General features: G+C 72.9%; 16 protein-coding genes and 1 pseudogene. 13 read left to right on the forward strand and 4 right to left on the reverse strand.

Features of this window, described 5'->3' with window-relative positions; genetic code table 11:
- Window positions 1-3: 3 nt before the first annotated feature.
- On the reverse strand, window positions 4-1,032 hold the full coding sequence (locus tag ACKTSN_RS45980; RefSeq protein WP_409474500.1) for a DMT family transporter: 1,029 nt from the start codon (window positions 1,030-1,032) through the stop codon (window positions 4-6).
- Between the two features lie 147 nt (window positions 1,033-1,179).
- On the opposite strand from ACKTSN_RS45980, the gene ACKTSN_RS45985 reads away from it, so the two are divergent.
- A complete protein-coding gene (locus tag ACKTSN_RS45985; RefSeq protein ID WP_409474501.1) occupies window positions 1,180-1,632 on the forward strand; it encodes an Lrp/AsnC family transcriptional regulator in 453 nt (150 codons plus the stop codon).
- Window positions 1,633-2,134: 502 nt separating this feature from the next.
- On the opposite strand, the gene ACKTSN_RS45990 is transcribed toward ACKTSN_RS45985, so the two are convergent.
- Window positions 2,135-2,614 (reverse strand): DUF4328 domain-containing protein, encoded by a 480-nt coding sequence (locus ACKTSN_RS45990; protein WP_409474502.1) that lies wholly within the window; start codon window positions 2,612-2,614, stop codon window positions 2,135-2,137.
- Window positions 2,615-2,734: 120 nt separating this feature from the next.
- On the opposite strand from ACKTSN_RS45990, the gene ACKTSN_RS45995 reads away from it, so the two are divergent.
- A complete protein-coding gene (locus ACKTSN_RS45995) occupies window positions 2,735-2,881 on the forward strand; it encodes a hypothetical protein (RefSeq protein ID WP_409474503.1) in 147 nt (48 codons plus the stop codon).
- Window positions 2,882-3,165: 284 nt separating this feature from the next.
- On the opposite strand, the gene ACKTSN_RS46000 is transcribed toward ACKTSN_RS45995, so the two are convergent.
- A protein-coding gene (locus tag ACKTSN_RS46000; protein ID WP_409474504.1) for an IS5 family transposase occupies window positions 3,166-3,961 on the reverse strand; the annotation gives its coding sequence in 2 pieces (ribosomal slippage) (window positions 3,166-3,625 and window positions 3,624-3,961; 798 coding nt in all).
- Window positions 3,962-4,064: 103 nt separating this feature from the next.
- Entirely contained in the window at window positions 4,065-5,261 is a 1,197-nt protein-coding gene (locus tag ACKTSN_RS46005; protein ID WP_409474505.1) for a hypothetical protein, read from the reverse strand.
- A 94-nt stretch (window positions 5,262-5,355) separates the two neighbouring features.
- Here ACKTSN_RS46005 and ACKTSN_RS46010 point away from each other — a divergent pair, with 94 nt between their 5' ends.
- From ACKTSN_RS46010 to ACKTSN_RS46060, 11 genes and pseudogenes are all read left to right on the forward strand, one after another.
- Complete coding sequence (locus ACKTSN_RS46010; protein WP_409475098.1) at window positions 5,356-6,336, forward strand: ABC transporter substrate-binding protein; 981 nt, start codon at window positions 5,356-5,358, stop codon at window positions 6,334-6,336.
- A 104-nt stretch (window positions 6,337-6,440) separates the two neighbouring features.
- Window positions 6,441-7,505 (forward strand): FecCD family ABC transporter permease, encoded by a 1,065-nt coding sequence (locus tag ACKTSN_RS46015; protein WP_409475099.1) that lies wholly within the window; start codon window positions 6,441-6,443, stop codon window positions 7,503-7,505.
- Window positions 7,502-8,509 carry a FecCD family ABC transporter permease gene (locus ACKTSN_RS46020; RefSeq protein WP_409474506.1) on the forward strand — a complete coding sequence of 336 codons (1,008 nt, stop codon included), beginning with the start codon at window positions 7,502-7,504 and terminating at the stop codon, window positions 8,507-8,509. Before ACKTSN_RS46015 ends, ACKTSN_RS46020 begins: the two co-directional genes overlap by 4 nt.
- A gap of 17 nt (window positions 8,510-8,526) precedes the next feature.
- Window positions 8,527-9,347, forward strand: a pseudogene (locus ACKTSN_RS46025) (ABC transporter ATP-binding protein).
- 58 nt (window positions 9,348-9,405) lie between these two features.
- On the forward strand, window positions 9,406-9,519 hold the full coding sequence (gene amiA, locus ACKTSN_RS46030; RefSeq protein WP_240661371.1) for a streptamidine family RiPP: 114 nt from the start codon (window positions 9,406-9,408) through the stop codon (window positions 9,517-9,519).
- A gap of 95 nt (window positions 9,520-9,614) precedes the next feature.
- Window positions 9,615-10,433, forward strand: coding sequence for a hypothetical protein (locus ACKTSN_RS46035; RefSeq protein ID WP_409474507.1), 819 nt, complete (start codon window positions 9,615-9,617; stop codon window positions 10,431-10,433).
- The gene (locus ACKTSN_RS46040; RefSeq protein WP_409474508.1) at window positions 10,430-11,908 is read left to right on the forward strand and encodes a CocE/NonD family hydrolase; all 1,479 of its coding nucleotides are present in this window, start codon (window positions 10,430-10,432) and stop codon (window positions 11,906-11,908) included. Before ACKTSN_RS46035 ends, ACKTSN_RS46040 begins: the two co-directional genes overlap by 4 nt.
- Window positions 11,905-13,284 carry a YcaO-like family protein gene (locus ACKTSN_RS46045; RefSeq protein ID WP_409474509.1) on the forward strand — a complete coding sequence of 460 codons (1,380 nt, stop codon included), beginning with the start codon at window positions 11,905-11,907 and terminating at the stop codon, window positions 13,282-13,284. Before ACKTSN_RS46040 ends, ACKTSN_RS46045 begins: the two co-directional genes overlap by 4 nt.
- A gap of 10 nt (window positions 13,285-13,294) precedes the next feature.
- Entirely contained in the window at window positions 13,295-14,416 is a 1,122-nt protein-coding gene (locus ACKTSN_RS46050; protein WP_409474510.1) for a SagB/ThcOx family dehydrogenase, read from the forward strand.
- Window positions 14,413-16,152, forward strand: coding sequence for an ABC transporter ATP-binding protein/permease (locus ACKTSN_RS46055; RefSeq protein ID WP_409474511.1), 1,740 nt, complete (start codon window positions 14,413-14,415; stop codon window positions 16,150-16,152). The genes ACKTSN_RS46050 and ACKTSN_RS46055 overlap by 4 nt, the downstream gene beginning before the upstream one ends.
- A complete protein-coding gene (locus ACKTSN_RS46060; protein WP_409474512.1) occupies window positions 16,149-17,891 on the forward strand; it encodes an ABC transporter ATP-binding protein in 1,743 nt (580 codons plus the stop codon). Before ACKTSN_RS46055 ends, ACKTSN_RS46060 begins: the two co-directional genes overlap by 4 nt.
- Window positions 17,892-17,900: the final 9 nt, after the last annotated feature.

Here is a 17,900-nt window from a genome sequence, read left to right on the forward strand (position 1 = left end):
CGGCTACCGAGCCCCGTCGATCACGCCGTACGCGGTCGGGCCAGCCGCTTTGGGCTCGTCCGGTACGGGCCCCACCTCCGCCGCAGTCCGAGCGGTCGCAGTCCCGGAAGGCTCGCTTCTCCTCGCGTCCGGCTTCGCCGTGGCTTCCTGTCCCTGCTCGATCATGCCCAGCGCCACCCCGACGATGATGATCACGCCGCCCGTCACCTGGGCGAGCCGGATCGACTCCCCGTTGATGACGACGGCGCCGATGACGCCGAAGACGGGGACCAGGTTGAGGATGTTGACCGCGACGCTCGACGCCATGCTGCGCAGGCCGTAGTTGTAGAGCAGGAAGCCGCCGACCGAGCACGCCACGGCCAGGTAGACCAGCAGCGATGAGGCGGTCGCGCCCGGCATCCGCCAGTCGTCGGCCTCCAGCAGGGACGCGAGCAGGAAGCCGGCCGCGCCCGCCAGGGTCTGGTAGTAGGTGACGTTCGCGGCGTCCTGGCCGACGCTCGCGCGCTTGCCGAGCACGTTGTAGCCGGCCCAGGCCAGCCCGCCGAGCAGCAGCAGGATGTCCCCCAGCCAGCGTGAACTGCCGCCGATCTCGGCCCCGTTGCGTACGACGAGGAAGGCGCCGACGGTGGCCAGCAGCACGCCCGTCACCCTCAGCAGCGGCATCCGGGTGCGGAAGACGACCAGTTCCACCAGCATTGTCATCAGCGGGTACGTGGCCACGATCAGCGACGCGTCGGATGCCGTGGACAGGTCGACGCCGACGTTCTCCAGGGTGAAGTACACGGTGATGCCGAGGAACCCGCTCAGGTAGAGCTGCCGCCGCTGCCGCGGGTCCGGCCGGGCCGGGCGGTGCCGACTCAGCCGTACCAACACGCCCAGAAGTAACCCCGCGAGGGTGAACCTGATGGCGCCGATACTGAGCGGGCCGACATCCTCCAGCACCTGCTTGGTCACCGCGTACGAACTGCTCCAGAACAGCGCGGCCGCCATGACCGCGCACACCGCCCACACAGTGGGTCCTCGTTCACGCATATCAAGTCGCCTCTCTCCACTGCCCACTGGCGCTGACCACGCCGTGACCGAACGAACGTCAGTCAACTAGGCTGGAGGCTAACAAGATCATCGAAGGTGATGTGAAGAGTCCGAATTACCTTCGGAATCCAGCGGGGTGAGGCGCGCATGGGCGAACTAGATTCGGCGTTGGTGCGGATGCTCCAGGAGGACGGTCGGCGCACCAACCGGGACATGGCCCAGGAACTCGGTATCGCCCCGTCCACGTGTCTGGAGCGCATCCGGTCGCTGCGCAAGAGCGGCATCCTGACGGGATTTCACGCGGAGGCAGACCTCGCGGCGATCGGCCGCGGGCTGCAGGCGGTGATCGCCGTACGGGTCCGCCCGCCGACACGTGCGGTGATCGAGGCCTTCCAGACCTTCCTGGAGGGGATGCCCGAGGTCATCTCGATCTTCGTCCTCACCGGGAACGACGATTTCCTCGTGCACGTCGCCGTCCGGGACACCGACCATCTGCACGCAGTGGTCCTGGACAAGCTGACGAAGCGCCCGGAACTCGCCGACGTAAGGACGTCGGTGGTCTACGGGCACATGCGCAAGAAAGTCATCGGTCCGGCGTGACACCGGCGCCGACCCCGCTCGCGGCGGGTCACCGGGCCAGTGGTGCGATCTCCTTGGCCGCCGCGGTCAGCAGGTCGTTCCCTTGGTTGGTACTGAGGTGATCCGGCAGCGACGCCGCACGTTGCATGCCCGGCGTGTTCTTGTGCTCGGCGCCACCCTGCCGGGCCCCGGCGCCGACGCATGTGCGGGGCCGGAGCGGGGCGCCGGTGCTGCGCCGGCATCCGGCCGCCTGACGGGGCGGGCGTACGGTCGGCGGGGCCGATACGGATCGCGGACGCTACACCGCGGTCAGGTACGGACCCTCGGTGGTCTTCCGCCAGTGCGTGGCCGTCAGACGGACGACGAGTACACCGCGGCGCCCGCCGTGGCGATCTCCAGGGCGTCGGACACCATGTACTGCATGACCGCGTCGCGCAGTCCAAGAGGGTGTCGGCTTGGTCGAAGTGCCGAGCGGCGTACCGGCTGAGCAGGATGTTGGAAACGAACAGACCCCACCACGGGTTCACCGGCCACATCTGTGAACGGTAGGACTCGCCGTCGGCCGGCAGCGGGGACGCGGCTCCCCACATGTCGAGGCGATGCGATACGGCATCCACAGGTTGGCGATCGGGATGAACCAGGCCCCGATGGCCCAGCCCAGGCCGCTGCGGAACCGGTCCGGTGCCATCAGCCCGGTGCTGCGCCGCATCCGGAAGAACCAGACGATGAACATGACGGCACAGGGAGCGTACGCGCAGACCTGGATTCTTCCGGCCGTCTCGTACTGCGAGTCCGTGGCGTCCAGTTGAGCTTGTGGGACGGTGGCGAAGCCGAAGTCCCCTTCGATCAGGGTGTACAGCCGGACACCCGCATACAGGGCGAACACACCACTGAGGGCCACCGCCGCGAGCAACGCCGACACCCTGATGAGCATCCAGCGCGACGGGCGCGGGATCCGGCCAGGCAGCAGGGCATACGGGCGTGGATTCTCGAAGACGGACATGACGGAGGCCCCCCAGGGGCAAGGAAAAGGAACCGCAATGGCCCGCGGAAGATCGCGTGCGGAGGCACGATACGCCTGACCTGCCATTGCATCCATGCCAATCCCGACAGCCGGGCTCGGATGCAGACCTGCCGACCCACGACCCTTCCGTTCTGCCCGGAAGGCGACGAGGCCGGCGACCTGACCGGCGACGAACTCCGCCGTGGGCCGGGCACGCTGCCGCGGTTCATCCCCAGGGCCGAGCTGGACCGCCTGGCGGCTGCCTGAGCCGGCGGCCGGAGCCGCCTGCGGGTCGGGCTGAGAGGGAGATCCCGACCCGCCTCTCCCCGGCGGGAGGCTGGTGACTGGGTCGATGGCTGCACCGGTGGCCGGCACGGCCGGGTCAGCAGCTGCTTCGTTACGGTTGGTGCTCTGTGACTGTGCGGGCGGTGCGGCGTTCGCCGGTGACCTTCGAGGCCGGAAGGCGTCCGGCCTTGGAGGTGCCAGTCAGGGTGTCGCCGTCGACCGTCACGGCAAAGGCCAGGTTCAGCCGAATCGGCTTAGACGTCGTCTCATTTGGCGAGTCTGCGGTAGCAGATGAGGGTGCAGGCGATGGCGGTGAAGGCCAAGAAGTGTTCGGCCTTGCGTTCGTAGCGGCGGTGCAAGCGGCGGCAGCCGCCAAGCCAGGACATGGTGCGCTCGATCGTCCAGCGGTGCCGGCCCAGCCTGGTGGAGGACTCGATGCCCTTGCGGGCAATGCGGTGCCGGATGCCTCGCTTGCGCAGCCATCGGCGCAGGTGGTCGTAGTCGTAGCCCTTGTCCGCGTGCAGCTTGGCGGGCCGCCGCCTGCGCGGCCCGCGGCGGGAGCGGATCGGCGGGATCCCGCGCACCAGCGGCTCGAGCGCCTGGCTGTCGTGCAGGTTGGCGCCGGAGATGCCGACGGAGAGGGGCAGACCGGTCCGCTCGGTGATCAAGTGGATCTTCGAGCCTTTCTTGCCCCGGTCGACAGGATTCGGACCTGTCAGCTCCCCCTTTCAGGGCCCGCATGTTCACCGAATCGATCGCGCACCGGCTCCAGTCCAGTTCCCCGCGCCTGCCCAGTTCGTCGAGGAGGAGGCGGTGCAGCTTCGCCCAGACCCGGGCGGCGGTCCACTCGGTGAAGCGGCGGTGTGCGGTCGGCCCCGACGGGCCGAAGACCGGCGGCAACTGCCGCCAGGTGCAGCCCGTCGTGGCCACGAAGATGATCGCGGCCAGCACCTCGCGATCACCGTACCGGCGCCGGCCGCCGCCCTGCGGCCGTGATGGAGCGGGCGGGACCACCCGCTGGCACAGTTCCCACAACTCGTCCGGCACCATGCGCTCGACCATCACCACAGGGTGCAGACTACCCAGCACGCCAAATGAGACGATGTCTTAGCCGGCGACGCAGGAAGCCCGCGCATTCACGCGTGGGTGGAGTCACGATGGGCTGTTACCGGCCTACGGGGTCTCCTTCGGCGTTGTCGTCCTGCGTGCGCAGCATCGCGTGGCCGCCGTGGTTCAAGGGCGTGCCGAGCTTCAAGTGGATGGCTTCGCGGGCTGTTCGGGCGTCGAAGACGTGGATCTCGCCGTGACCGCCGCGGGTGACGGCGATCCAGTCCATGCCTGGTGAGGCGGCCACCGCGCGGCGTTGGACGCCCTCCCAGGGGGTGCCTCCGCGGCGGGGAGCGCCGTCCATGGCGGGTAGCGGGACGCGGCGAACGGTCTCGTCTGCGCCCAGCAGGATCAGTTCGTCGCCGTCCGGGTGGATGCGGGTGAAGGCGGTGTGGTCCTTGGCGAGGGCCAGCCGGAACACCAGCCCCGGGCCCAGGTCGGTCAGGGTCGTGCGGTCCCTTTCCAGGTCATGGCGCCACGCCTGGTTCGTCCACTCCGGCCAGCGCAGGGGGTCCGCGGGGCCGCCCCGCAGGGTCGACCACAACGCCCGTCGCCGTGGGTCCAGCCGCAGGTACCAGCCCCGAGCGGGCGAACCCCACGGGATCACCGACTCCGCAACGAGCGTGTCGCCCGCGCGGCGCGCCCGGTGCACCCCTTCGCCGACGGCCGCGAAGACACGGCCGCAGGACGGGTCTTGGGCGTCTCCATGTCCGTCGTCCGGCAGGGGGAGGTGTGCGTGGGGCGTGACCGGCGGGCAGCCGGGAGGTGCGCCGAGCAGGTCGGCGAAGCGGTGGACGGCCAGGGCGCCGGGTTCCCTGTGCCGCAGGACGACGAGGGGATCCCCGTCGCCCAGTACGGTCACTCCGGGCTCGCTCACACGCGTGCGCACCCGGGCTGCGTCTCCCGTGGCGAGGTCGACGACCGTCAGCAGATCCGACCACGGCTCGCCGTTCTTGCCCAGGCCGGTAGTGATGGCCACCCATCGGCCGGACGGGTCGACGGCGAGGTGCTCGGCCGGCACGGCGACCGGAATCGCGGCCTGCACCAGCTCGTGGCCGAACGGATCGAGCACCAGCAGCTCGCCCCTGCGGTCGTCGACGCAGGCGGTCCGCCCGCCCGGCAGCGCCAGGAACCCGGCGTGCTCGGAGAGGTGACGGCCCGTGAGGCGGCCCGTCTCGGTGCCGTCCGGCACGGTCAGCACATGGACGCATCCCCCCACGTGGTCGGAGACGAGCAGCAGTGGACCGGCGGTCATCGGTGCCTCCATCGCTAAAAGCGGGTCTGATGAAAACGATTATCATGTATGTTCGGTGGGTCTGGGGACCATCAAGGAAGAAGCGAGGGCATCGATGCTGCGCTCACCGTCGAGATTCGTCCGAAGCTGCGTCGCCGCAGCGGTAGTGGGGTCGGTCCTGGCCGGATGCGGCTCGTCCACCGAACCCGCGAGCGAGCAGAGCGCTGCCGCGGCCGGCCCGAAGACCGACGTCACCGTCGAACCCATCAAAGCCACACGGGAGTTGACGGACGCGAACGGCGTCAAGATCTCCCTGAAGAAGGAACCGGAACGCATCGTCTGCCTCTTCGCGCTCTGCGACGACATCCTGACCGAGCTGGGCATCGTCCCCACGGCCACGAACAGCGCGCTCCTCGCCCATCCCGACTTCCTGGGCGAGGAGAAGGCGAAGCAGGTCGACGTGATTCCCGGCGGTTTCATCGCTCCCGAGGTGGAGGTGATCCTCTCCCACAAGCCCGATCTCGTGATCGGTCTGGAGGACACCCACGGCAAGCTCGCCCCGGCGCTGAAGGGCGCGACCACGTTCTGGCCCATGCAGCCGGAGACATGGCAGGACAGCGTGGGTTACCTGCGTGATGCCGCCGCGCTCACCGGCCGTACCACCGAAGGCGAGAAGGCCGAGAAGACGTTCCGCGCCAAGCTTGCCAAGGCCGAGGGGGCAAAGAGCGACAAGACCGCGCTCGTCATCTACGGCAGTGACGAGAACTTCGGCGTCGCCACCCCGGAGACGGACGTGGCTGCCAGCCTGTTCCCCAAGCTGGCCGACTACCCCTGGAAGTCGCGAGGCGTGGAGGGGAGTTACAGCCTCGAAGAGATCCTCGCGGCGGACGTCGACGTGATCTTCTCCGAGACGATCAGCTTCGGCGAGGCGGACGGCAAACTGTCGGAGAAGCTGGCCGAGAACCCGCTGTGGGGGAAGATCCCGGCCGTGGAGAACGGGGACGTCCACGAGGTGAATTCCGAGGTGTGGGCCAAGGGACGCGGCACTCGCTCGCTGGGCATCGTTCTCGACGAGGCCACGGCCGCGCTGCGGTGAGCGCACCCCCTGCGACCAAGGCCGCAGCGGGAGACGTGACCTTGCGTGGGCAGAGGGCCGTGCGGTCCGGACGGTTGTGGCAACTCCCCTTGCTGATCGCGCTGTTGGCCGTCGCTTCCGGTTGTGCGCTGAGCCTGGGCACGCCCTATGTGCCGCTGTACGAGCTGCCCGGTGCGCTGCGGGACGGCGACACCTCCCTCGCCGGGATCGTCGTCGCCGAGCTCCGTGTGCCCCGGCTGGTGCTGGCGCTGGTGGCCGGGGCCTGCCTGGGTGCTGCGGGGCTCGTGTTGCAGGAGGCGCTGCGCAATGCCCTGGCCATCCCCGAGATGTTGGGGGTGTCGTCGGGGGCCGCGTTGGGGGTCGCCGCACCGCTGGTGCTGGCGGTGTCCATTCCCGCCGTCGTCCAGCCGCTGCTGGCGATCGGCGGGGCCGTGCTCGGCGGCGGACTCACCCTGCTCGCGGCCGGGTTGGGGCGCAGCCCGTCCGCTGTGCTGCTCACCGGGGCCGCGGTCGCCGCCGCGTTGCAGGCCGCGCTGCTCGTGCTCATGGTGATGGCCGATCAGCTCGACCTCCAGCTGATCTACCGCTACCTGCTCGGCTCGCTCTCCGCCCGTACCTGGGACGACGTCACCGGGCTGTGGCCCTGGCTGCTCGTCGCGGCACCGGCGCTCGTGCTGTGCGCGCCGGTGCTCTCGGTGCTGAGGCTGGGGGACGAGGACGCCGAGGCGCTGGGCGTGCGCGCGCAGCGGGCCCGGTTCGCCGCGCTCGCCATCGCCATCGTGCTGATCGCGCCAGTGACGGCCGTGTGCGGACCGGTGGCGTGGGTGGGGTTCCTCGCCCCGCACCTGGCGCGGCGGCTCAACCCTGCTGCGGACGCGGTGCGTTGGCTGCCATGGTCGGCGGCGTGGGGCGCGGTCGTGGTGGCCGTCGCCGACGTCCCGGCCCGGCTCGCTCTGGCGCCCGTCGAGACACCGGTCGGCGCCTGGACGGCCCTGCTCGGTGTGCCGGCCGGAGTCGCCCTGCTCCGATCGGGCAGCCGGAGGCCGGCTGCCCTGCGACGGGCGGCGGGTTCCGGTGCCGTGCGCTTCGAGCCTCCGGACCCGGAGATCCGTGGGCATGGCCATCGACAGGAGCCCGGTGGGGCAACCGGAGCGGGGGAGGCCCGATGAACCGGCGTTTCCGGGCGCTCGCCGCGCTCGTCGTCGTGTGCGCCTGCGCCGAACTGCTGGCGGGGCGGGGCATGTCCCCGGCGGTGGTCTGGGACGTTCTGGGCGGAGGCGGCGACGCGACGGAACGGCATATCTTTTTCCAACTGCGGCTGCCCCGGCTGTTGGTGGCGCTCGGTGCGGGAGCGTGTCTGGGCGTTGCGGGCCTGGTCCTGCAGTCCGCGCTGCGCAATCCCCTCGCCGGGCCCGAGGTCACGGGTGTGACGCCGGGCGCGGTGCTCGGGGCCGTCACCGCGACCGGCCTCGGCCTCGCGGGGTGGGAGTCGCCCTTCGCCGTGGTCGTCGCTGCGTGCGTGGGGGGCTGCACCGGGGCTGCGCTGCTGTGGCTGCTCGCCGGACGTGGCCGGGGCGACCCGGCACAGACCGCCCTGCACGGGGTCCTCGTATCGGCGGTGCTCGGCGGACTCACCGCCATGGTGCTGCTGGTCGCGCCGGGTGAGCTGGGCAGCGTGGTCCAGTGGCTCGTCGGCACGACGGAGGGCCGGGTGTGGCAGCACTGGAACCTGCTGTGGCCCTGGGCACTGGCCTGGGGTGCTGCGGCGTGGCTGCTCGCCGGGCCGCTGACCCTGTTGCGCTGCGGGGACGAACTCGCCGGCGCCGCAGGGCTGTCCACTCGACGGGCCCGGACCCTCGCCCTGCTGTGCGCGGTGGCGCTGACGGCGGGTGCGGTGGCCGCCGTGGGGGCGCTGGGGTTCGTCGGGCTGCTCGTGCCGCATGTCGCCGTGGCCGTGTTCGGTGCGGACCTGCGGGTGTCGCTGCCCGGCGCTGCCCTGGTGGGGGCGGCCGTGGTGTGCGGGTCGGACGCGGCGGCGCAGCTGGTGTCACGGCTGCTGGCCATCGCGCTGGACTTCGGGCGGCTCACGGTGCCGGTCGGGGCACTTACCACCTGCCTCGGGGCCGCGCTGCTGCTGGTCGTCGTGCGCCGCGCGCCGAGTCGTACGTTCTGATGTCGACGGAGGGAAGCATGACCGAGTCCGTGGGGATCCGCGTCGAGGGGGTCCGCTTCGGCTATCCCGGCCGGCCCGTGCTGCGTGGTGTCGACATGACCGTCGAACCGGGCGAGCTGACCGCCCTCATCGGGCTCAACGGCTGCGGCAAATCAACCCTGTTGCGGCTGGCTGCCGGGCTGCTGCGGCCGGACGAGGGGCGCGTCCTGCTCGGCGGGGACGATCTGGCCCGGCTCTCCCGGCGCGCCACCGCCCGGCGGGTCGCGCTGCTGCACCAGTCGGCTCCGGCCGTCCCCGGCATGACGGTGCGTCAGCTGGTACGGCAGGGGCGGTACGCGGCCCGGGGTCCGCTCGGGATGCTGCGTGAGGGCGACGATCCGGTGGTGCAGCGTGCCCTGCGTGACGTCGGTGTGGAGGAGTGGGCCGAGCGCGATGTCGATGCGCTGTCCGGGGGCGAGCGGCAGCGGGTGCGGCTCGCGATGGCGCTCGCCCAGGACACCCGCGTTCTACTGCTCGACGAGCCGACCACCTACCTGGACCTGCATCATCAGCTCGATGTGCTGCAGACCGTGATGCGGCTGCGCGAGGAGCGCGGTCTCACCGTCGTGATGGTGCTGCACGACCTGGCGCACGCCGCCCGGTTCGCGGAGCGGATCGTCGCACTGCGGGACGGCCGCGTGGTGGCCGACGGGGCGCCGAAGGAGGTCGTCACGCCCGGGCTGCTGGCTGATGTCCTCCAGGTGGCGGGCCGGGTCGGCCGGGACCCCGAGGGCGGCTGGCCGGTGTGTTATCCGGATCACCCTCTCCCAGACTAGTAAATGATAATCATATTCATTAAGTTCTTCCGTGCGGCGCTCGCCCGAACGCCGTACCTCCCTTGCGACTAAGGAGAGTTCATGGACAACGAGCAGGTCTTCGCGCCGATCGCCGACCCGGGTCAGCTGGCTCACGACTCGGCCTCCCACTCCAACGCGCTCGTCGAGAACCCCTTCGACGACACCGAGGAGTAAGCGAGGGGCCAGCACCCTCGAACCGTGGGCCCGCCCGATGCCTTCCGGGCGGGCCCACACCCACCTCCACGACCCTTTCCGACAGGAGAACTGACGTGTCCCGCAGCCAGCTCGCACCCGGTGTCGAGGTCGTCGCCGTGCCCGGGCGGGGTCTCGCCGTCCGTACGGCCGACGGCGAGTTCCTCAGCGTGCGGACCGGCGACGCGGACCAGAACGCCCTGCTTGCCCGGCTCTCAGGTGGGGAGCCAGGTGAGCCGGACGCCGAACTCGACCGCCTCGTCAGGGCTTTTGAAGACGCCGGACACCTGGCAGCAGGTCCGCAGCGCACGGCATGGCCCGCCGAGCGCCGGGACGTCCGGCTGGTCGGCGACCCCGTCCTGACCGGGCCGCTGGCCGCGTACCTGCGGGCCGCCGATGCCGAGCCGCAGCCGACAGCACCCGAGGAAGCGACAGACGGGCAGCCGGCCGCCGTGGTGTGGTGCCTCGACGGGCCCGTGCCCGAAGGGCTGTGGGACACCGCCGACCGGCTGCCCGAGCGCGGCGTCGCCTGGTTGCGCTGCCACCGCGAGGGCTGGCAGGCGTACGTCGAGCCCCTCTCGGTCGCTGCCGGAGACGTCACCTCGGCCCACGTCCGCGCCCGCCGGCTCGCCGCCACGCCCGCGCACCGCGAGCTGGACGCCTACTGGAGCGGCCCTCGTACATCCGGCGAATCCTTCCGCCTCACGGCTCCGGCAGCCGGGTTGCTCGCCGCCCTGCTCGCCGACGACCTCACCCGGTGGGCCACCGACGCCCCCGACACCGGACTGCCGGCCCGGCGCCGACTCCGCCGTGTCGACCTGCGCACGCTGACCGTCACCGAACACCCGGTGTTGCCGGTCCCCGACGTCGCCCCGATGCCCGAGAAGGCCCGATGACGCCGTTCACCGCCGTCGAAGGTCTCGCCACCGACGTCCAACTCCCTGACGGTGACGGGCCCTTCCCGGCCGTCCTCATCCGCACGCCCTACGACCGGCTGCGGCACCGCGCCGAGCTGCGCGGCTGGGCCCGGCGCGGGTTCGCCGCACTGGCCCAGGACGTACGCGGTCGGCACGCCTCGGCAGGGGAGTGGCACCCGTACGAGAACGAGGCCGCCGACGGCGCGGCAACCGCCCGCTGGATCCGCCGACAGCGCTGGAGCGACGGGCGGTTGGTGGCAGCGGGCGCCTCCTACGCCGCGCACTGCGCGCTCGCCCTCGCGCTCGACGCGCCCGAGGACGCCCGCCCCGACGCCGTGATCGCCGCCGTGCCTGCACTGGGCACGGCCGAGACGGCTCGCGAACCTTCGGGCGTGGAGCGGCTGGAGGCCCGTGCCGGGTGGTGGGCGGCCCACGGCGACCGGCAGGACTCCGACGAGGAGGCGCTGGCCAAAGCCCTCGCCGCCGCCCCCGGGCTGCTCGCCCACCTGCCGGTGAGCGACCTCCCCGCGCGACTGGGCCGGAACCTTCCCTCCTGGCCGGGCCTGTGGCGGCACCAGGAGCGCGGCCGGCTCCGCACGCGGGCGGCACATGCCGGAATGCCCCTGCTCGCGGTGGGCGGTCACCACGACCACTTCGCCGAGGACACCGTCGCGCTGTGGAACCGCTGGGGCGGTCCCTCGGCACGCCTGCTGATGGGCCCCTGGGGGCACGGCCTCGTCGCCCTGCCTGGTCCTGACGCCACGCCGGCACACCGGGTGAGCCTCGGCGACCTCTACGCGCGCTGGGCCCGCCTCGCCCTCGCCGGGGAACTCGGACACGGGCACCGCGGTGCGGTGGGGCTGGGCGGCAGCCCACTGTGGGTGTCCGCAGGCACGGAGGGCGAGCCGTACACGCCGATGCTCCGGCTGCTGCACGGTGCCTCCTTCACCGGCGACCCCGAACGACCCGTGATGTCCGGGAAGTTGACCGTCCCCACCGATGGCACGCCCGACCGCTGTCTGCTCGTCACCCCGCCGCTGCCGCGCCCGCTGGACGTCGTCGGCGCCGTCGAGGTGTGGCTGCGTGCCACCGCCGACACGCCGTCCGCGGACTGGGCCGTCCGGCTCGTCGCGCTCAGCCCCGAGGGGGCCGCCGAGCGGCTCGCCGTCGGCGTCGTCCGGCGCGCGGATCCGCCGGGACGCGCCGCCGAGTTCAGCGTGGTGCTCGGCCGGCTCGCACGGCGGCTGCCCGCGGGCAGCCGACTCCGCCTGGAGATCGCCGGGCACCACTTCCCGGCCCACGCCCGCAACCCGCACACCGGCGACGACCCGGTCACGGCCACGCGGTTGCTCGCCTCCCGACGCGAGGTCGACCCCCGGCACGTGGTGCTCCGGCTGCCCGTGCTCCGAACCCGTCCCATGCCCACCGATCCCGTACAGGAGATCCTGCGATGACGGCGCTGCCGCTGGAAGCCCTGGTCGACCCCGTCTGCGGCATCGTCCGCAAGGTCAAGCCCGTCGAGCACCCCGTGGGCGCGCCACCCCGCTACACCGCGCTCACCGCCGAGATAGCCGACGCCCGCAGGCTCGGCCTGTGGCCCGCCGACCGGGTGTCGCTCGGCACCACCTTCGGCGACCCCGAGGGCGCCCGGATCGCCGCCATAGCGGAGGGAATCGAGCGGTACTGCGGCAACCGCGTGCCGCCCCCCGGCCACCCCGAGGCGCCGCTGCGCGCCACGGCCGCCGAGCTGACGGGGAAGGGCCTGCGGCTGTACGGGCCGGACGAGCTGCCGGCCTACGCCGACTGGCAGTACGGCCGCGAGAAGTTCCCCTACCGCCCCCTCACCCCCGACACCCCGGCCCTGTGGACGCGCGGCGAGGAACACCTGCCCGGCGGGGAGAGAGCCGAGGTCTGGGCACCCGTCGCGCTCACCCACCTCAACTGGCGCCAGGGCGAGTTGCGTTCGCTGCCCCGCACCCACCACCTCAACTACGCGGGCATCGCCACCGGACAGGGCTTCGACGACGCCGTCGAACGCGGACTGCTGGAGATCGTCGAGCGTGACGCGCTCGAACTGTGGTGGCACCTCGACGGCCCGACCCGCGGCATCGACCCGGCCAGCGTGCCCGGCCTGACCGACGACCTCGCCGGATCCGGGCTCGACGTTCACCTCGCCGAGATGCCCTCGGAGTTCGCCCCCTGCATGGCCGCGCTCGTCCACGACCCCCGGCTGGGCCTCTACGCCGCCGGGTTCGCCTGCAAGTACGACCCGGCCGAAGCCGCCCGCAAGGCCGTGCTCGAAGCCGTCCACACCTGGGTTTTCACCCAGGGCCTCACCGACCCCGACGGCTGGGTGTTCCAGGCCGTCGAGGCCGGGCTCCTCGCCCGCGGCCTCTACCTGGACCACCGCGAGGACCGCCGCTACCTCGACGCCTGCGGCGAACACTTCCAGCACGTACGGGACTTGGGCGCGCACGTCCAGGTGTGGCTGGACGAGCGCATGGCACCCGAGGCCCGGCGGTTCACCGAGCCCGCACACGGCACCGTACCCATCGAGGCGGTCGAGCCCGGCAGCCGGGAGCGGCTGGACCACGCGCTGCACCACGGCGGCCACCGCATCATGACGTTCGACCTGACCACCGAGGACGTGGCCGAAACGCCGCTGCGCGTCGCCCGTGTCCTCGTATCCGGGCTCCTCCCCAACGCCCCAGCGGCCTTCGGGTACTTCGGCTGCCCGCGCCTCGCCGACGCGGCCACAGGCCGCGGCTGGCGCACGACCGCGCCGCGCGCACCGGAGGACTTCACGCTGGCTCCTCCACCCCACATGTGAGGACGGCCTCGTGGATCTTGTCATCGCCCTCGCCCGCGCCCGTTCCCCCGAGAAGCCCGGACCGGACACGCCCGCCGGACCCGCCGTCCGTCCCTGGCCGGACCCGCCGCGTCCCCTGCCCGAAGCGGACCCTCGGGAGCTGGACCTGGATCGGCTGCTCCGGTTCTCCCTGGCGGCCTCGGACCGCGCCGGACGGCTGCGGCCCGCCCCGTCCGCGGGCGCGCTGCACCCGGTGGACGCCCAACTCGTGGCGGGCACCGGCTGCCCGCTGCCGCCCGGGCGCTATGGCTACGACCCACTGGCCCACCGGGTGCGCCGTCTCGGCCCGGGACCCGACGACGCCTCGCCCGGAGTGACCGCCGAACTCTCCGTCACCCCGCAGCGAACGGTCTCCCACTACGGCCACCGCGCCTGGCCGCTGATCCTTCTGGACACCGGGCACGCCGCCGCGGCGCTGTTGCTCGCCGGGCGGGCGCTGGGCGTCGCGGAGCCCGTGCTCCGCTTGGACGGGCTCACTGAAGATCCCCTGGCCACAGTGCACTTCGGCCCGCCCGAGGGTGCGCACCGTCGCGCGGGTCAGGTGGCTGCCTCCGAGGAAGCGAGCCGGCCCGCGGGCGCGCCCACGCCCCGCGAGCTGCTGGCCCGCCGCAGCGCCCCGCCACCGTTGCGGGGCGCCCCGCCCCTGGACGTCGTGAGGGCGGTGCTCGCCACCGCCGTCGACGCGAGCGCCGGTGAGCTCTCATGGTGCGTGGCCGTCGGCGAACCGCACCCCCAGCTCGTCGAGTTGGCCCCGGACGCCACGCTGCGGCGTCTCGCCGCGGGGGAGGCCCGGCCGACGCTCGCCGCCTGGGCCGCGGGCCAGGCATGGATCGCGCAGGCCGGCGCCGTCCTGCTCGGATACGGCTGCCCGACCAACGCCGAAGCCCAGCAGATCCGCCGGGCACACCTGCGTGCCGGATTCGCCGTCCACCTGGCCCACGTGGCCGCCGTACGGCAGGGGCTGGCAGCCCGTCCCGTCGGCTCCTGGCAGCAGGCCGACCTGGGCGCCGCGCTCGGCGCCGCGCCGGGCAAGGACTGGATCGTCCACGGCCTGGCCCTCGGCACCACCCACCCCGAGGAGAGAACCTCGTGATCGTCCACCCCGAGCTGCGCCGCGCCGCACGGCACGCCCGGCGCCCCCTGCTCGCCGCCACCCTCCTGCAGGGGGCCGTCACCCTCACTCACCTCGCGCAGGCCGTGCTGCTCGCTGTCGCCCTCGCCGACCTGGCCCGGGGCGACACGGACCGGCTTCCCCTGCTCCTCGGGGCCGTGCTCGGCGTCGTCGCCGCCCGGGCCGTGCTCGGCACCTGGCAGCGACGTACCGCCACCCGTGCCGGGGCCCAGGTCAGGGTGCGCCTGAGGGACGAACTCCTCGCCCACCTCGGACGGCTCGGGCCCGCGCACCTGACCACCGCCCGCGCCGGGGCCGTCCGCACCACGCTCGTCGACGGGGTCGAGGGCGTCGACGCCTACGTCTCCCGCTACCTGCCCCAGCTCCTCATCACCCTCACCGTGCCGGCCCTGCTGCTCGCCGCCGTGGCCGCCATCGAACCGCGCGCGCTCCTCGGCCTCGTCCCCGCCCTGCTGCTCGCCCTGGCCGGGCCGCGCGCCTGGGACCGGCTCCTCGCCCAGCGCGGCAAGGAACACTGGGACACCTACGAGGGTCTGGGCGCCGACTACCTGGAGGCCCTGCAGGGCATGCCCGCGCTGCGGGCCGCCGGCGCCGTCGGACGCACCCGGCAGCGGCTGGAGGAACGCTCGGCGGCACTGCACCGAGCGACCGTCGCCAAGCTCCGCGTGTCGCTCGTCGACACCGGCCTGACCGATCTGGCCATCCAGGGCGGCGTCGTGGCCGCCGCGCTGCTCGGCTGCTGGTCGGCCGTCACCGGATCCACCACGGCGACGGGCACCTATCTGGTGCTGCTCCTGGCCTCCGAGTGCTTCCGGCCCGTCCGCGACTTGTCCCGCGAGTGGCACGCCGGGTACCTCGGCGTCTCGGCCGCGGACGGGCTCGCGGCGCTGCGCACCGCCGAACCTGCGGTCCCCGACACGGGAACAGCCCAGGCGCACTGGCCGAGTCCGCCCGAACTGCGCTTTGAGGACGTCGAGTTCAGTTACGACGGCACGGACACGCCCTCCCTGAGCGGGGTCACCTTCACCGCCGAGGCAGGACGCACCACCGCGATCGTCGGCCCGTCGGGCGCCGGAAAATCCACGCTGCTCGCCCTGCTCCTGCGCCATCGCGACCCGCAGCAGGGCCGCATCATGATCGGCGGCCGCGACGTGGCCGCGTACGCACTCGACTCGCTGCGGCAGGGCATCGCCGTCGTCTCCCAGGAGACGTACCTCTTCCACGCCACCATCGCCGACAACCTGCGCCTGGCCCGGCCCGACGCCACGGACGACGAACTCATACGGGCGGCACACACCGCCGGCATCCACGACGAGATCGCCGCCCTCCCCGACGGCTACGCCACCGTCCTCGGCGAACGCGGCGCCACCCTGTCCGGCGGCCAGCGGCAGCGGCTCGCCCTCGCACGCGCCCTGCTGGCCGACGCTCCGGTACTCGTCCTCGACGAGGCCACCAGCGCGGTCGATGAACGCCGCGAGGCGGACATCGTCCGCGAACTGCTCGACGCCGCGGGCGGCCGGACCGTCCTGGTGGTCGCCCACCGGCTCGCCGCCGTCCGGCACGCCGACCGCATCGTGGTACTGGACGGCGGACGCGTGGACGCCATCGGCGCGCACGCCGCCCTCGTCGAAGCCGGAGGCGTCTACGCCGAACTCGTCAAGGCCGGCCGCACTCATGAAGAAGGGCTCGCCGCATGAGCAGCACCAATGCCGTTTCCCTGCCCGCGCGCGGCTCACTGCGCGCCCTGCTGCCCGCCCTCGCCGGGCACCGGGCCATGACGGCCCGCACCTGCGCCGCCGCCCTCGTCGAACAAGCTTCGCTGGTCACGCTGTTGACGCTGGCCGCGCACACCGTCGGCACCGCTGTCATCGAGGACCGCGCCCCCTCGGCCGGTACGGTCACCGCTCTCGTCGTTCTCGTCCTCGTACGCGCCCTGATGACCTGGCGCGAGATGGACCTCTCGCACGACCTGGCCTACCGGGTGCTGGCCGAGCTGCGCGTGCGGATCTTCGACGGGCTCGCCCGCAGCGCGCCCGCCCGAGTGGCCGGCAAGCGCAGCGGAGACCTGGCCGCCACCGCGATGGCAGACGTGGAGGCCCTGGAGTTCTTCTACGCCCACACCACAGCCCAACTCCTCGCATCCGGCGTAGTTTTCACGGGCGGGGCAGCGGCACTGGCCACGGTGGAGCCGTGGCTGCTGGCGGCGGTGCTGCCGGTCGCCGCACTGCTCGCCGCGGCGCCCTTCGCCGACGCGCGCGGCCGCGCGGCGCGCGGGGCCCGCACCCGGGCGGGCGCCGCGAAGCTCTCGGCCGACACCGTGGAAACCGTCGACGGACTGCGCGAGCTGCTCGCCTTCGGCGGGCTCGCCGAGCGGCGCCGCCGGCTCGCCGAACAGGGCCGAAGGGTGGGCGAGGCCCAGCGGTCCGAGGCCACCTGGGAGGCCACCGCCGCCGCCGTCCGCGACGCCCTCATCGTGCTCGCGGTCCTCGGCGTGGTGGCCGCCGCGGCCCAGTCCGTGACCTCCGGGCGCCTGCACGGCGCGTGGGCCCCGGCGGCGATGGCACTGGCCTTGTCGGTGCTCGGCCCGGTCGCCGAGTCGGCCCGGGCACTGAGCCAAGCCGTCGGCCTGCGCGCCGCGGCCGCCCGCGTCGACGCGGCCCTGAACGCCCCCGCACTCGCCCCGCCGCCTGCCTCACTCCGCCCGCTTCCCCCGGGCCCGCTGGGCGTCCGGCTGCACCGGGTGAGCTTCGACTACGGGGGCCGACCCGTGCTGGACGAGGTCGATCTGACGGTTCCCGCCGGGCAGACCCTCGCCCTGGTCGGCGCCTCGGGGGCCGGCAAGTCGACCTGCGCCCACCTGCTGGCCCGCTTCTGGGACCCGTCCACCGGAGCCATCCACCTGGTGCCCGACGGCGACGACCCCGTCGATCTCCGCGACCTGGCCGACGCCCAACTCCGCACGGCCGTCGCCGTAGTGGGCCAGGACACCCCCCTCTTCCACGGCACCCTCGCCGACAACCTGCGCCTCGCCGCACCCGATGCGGACGAGCACCTCCTCGCCGAAACGGCCCGGCTGTGCGGCATCGACCGGATCGCTCCCATGGACACCCTCGTCGGCGAGCGAGGCGCCACCCTCTCCGGCGGCCAGCGCGCCCGCATCGCTCTCGCCCGCGCCCTGCTGGCCGACCCCAGAATCCTCGTACTGGACGAAACCACCGCCCACCTGGACAACGCCTCCGACGCCCAACTCGCCACCGCGCTCGCCAAGGAGAACCGCACCATGATCGTCATCGCCCACCGCCCCGCCACCATCCGCCGCGCCGACCGCATCGCCGTCCTCGAAGCCGGCCGCATCGCGGAGGAGGGCACCTGGGAGGAACTCACCGCGTTCCCCGACAGCGCGCTCAACCGCGTACTGGCGATCACGTCGTCCTGACGCCCCCGG

The organism is Streptomyces flavusporus (assembly GCF_046267975.1).
In the GTDB taxonomy this organism is placed as follows: Bacteria; Actinomycetota; Actinomycetes; order Streptomycetales; family Streptomycetaceae; genus Streptomyces; species Streptomyces flavusporus.

What these genes read in the sequence shown, in the direction of transcription:
- ACKTSN_RS46045 (WP_409474509.1), top strand. Translation starts at nt 11,905, where the DNA reads ATGACGGCGCTGCCGCTGGAAGCCCTGGTCGACCCCGTCTGCGGCATC.
- ACKTSN_RS46040 (WP_409474508.1), top strand. Translation starts at nt 10,430, where the DNA reads ATGACGCCGTTCACCGCCGTCGAAGGTCTCGCCACCGACGTCCAACTC.
- amiA (WP_240661371.1), top strand. Translation starts at nt 9,406, where the DNA reads ATGGACAACGAGCAGGTCTTCGCGCCGATCGCCGACCCGGGTCAGCTG.
- ACKTSN_RS46020 (WP_409474506.1), top strand. Translation starts at nt 7,502, where the DNA reads ATGAACCGGCGTTTCCGGGCGCTCGCCGCGCTCGTCGTCGTGTGCGCC.
- ACKTSN_RS46010 (WP_409475098.1), top strand. Translation starts at nt 5,356, where the DNA reads ATGCTGCGCTCACCGTCGAGATTCGTCCGAAGCTGCGTCGCCGCAGCG.
- ACKTSN_RS45990 (WP_409474502.1), bottom strand. Translation starts at nt 2,614, where the DNA reads ATGTCCGTCTTCGAGAATCCACGCCCGTATGCCCTGCTGCCTGGCCGG.
- ACKTSN_RS45980 (WP_409474500.1), bottom strand. Translation starts at nt 1,032, where the DNA reads ATGCGTGAACGAGGACCCACTGTGTGGGCGGTGTGCGCGGTCATGGCG.
- ACKTSN_RS46060 (WP_409474512.1), top strand. Translation starts at nt 16,149, where the DNA reads ATGAGCAGCACCAATGCCGTTTCCCTGCCCGCGCGCGGCTCACTGCGC.
- ACKTSN_RS45985 (WP_409474501.1), top strand. Translation starts at nt 1,180, where the DNA reads ATGGGCGAACTAGATTCGGCGTTGGTGCGGATGCTCCAGGAGGACGGT.
- ACKTSN_RS46005 (WP_409474505.1), bottom strand. Translation starts at nt 5,261, where the DNA reads ATGACCGCCGGTCCACTGCTGCTCGTCTCCGACCACGTGGGGGGATGC.
- ACKTSN_RS45995 (WP_409474503.1), top strand. Translation starts at nt 2,735, where the DNA reads ATGCAGACCTGCCGACCCACGACCCTTCCGTTCTGCCCGGAAGGCGAC.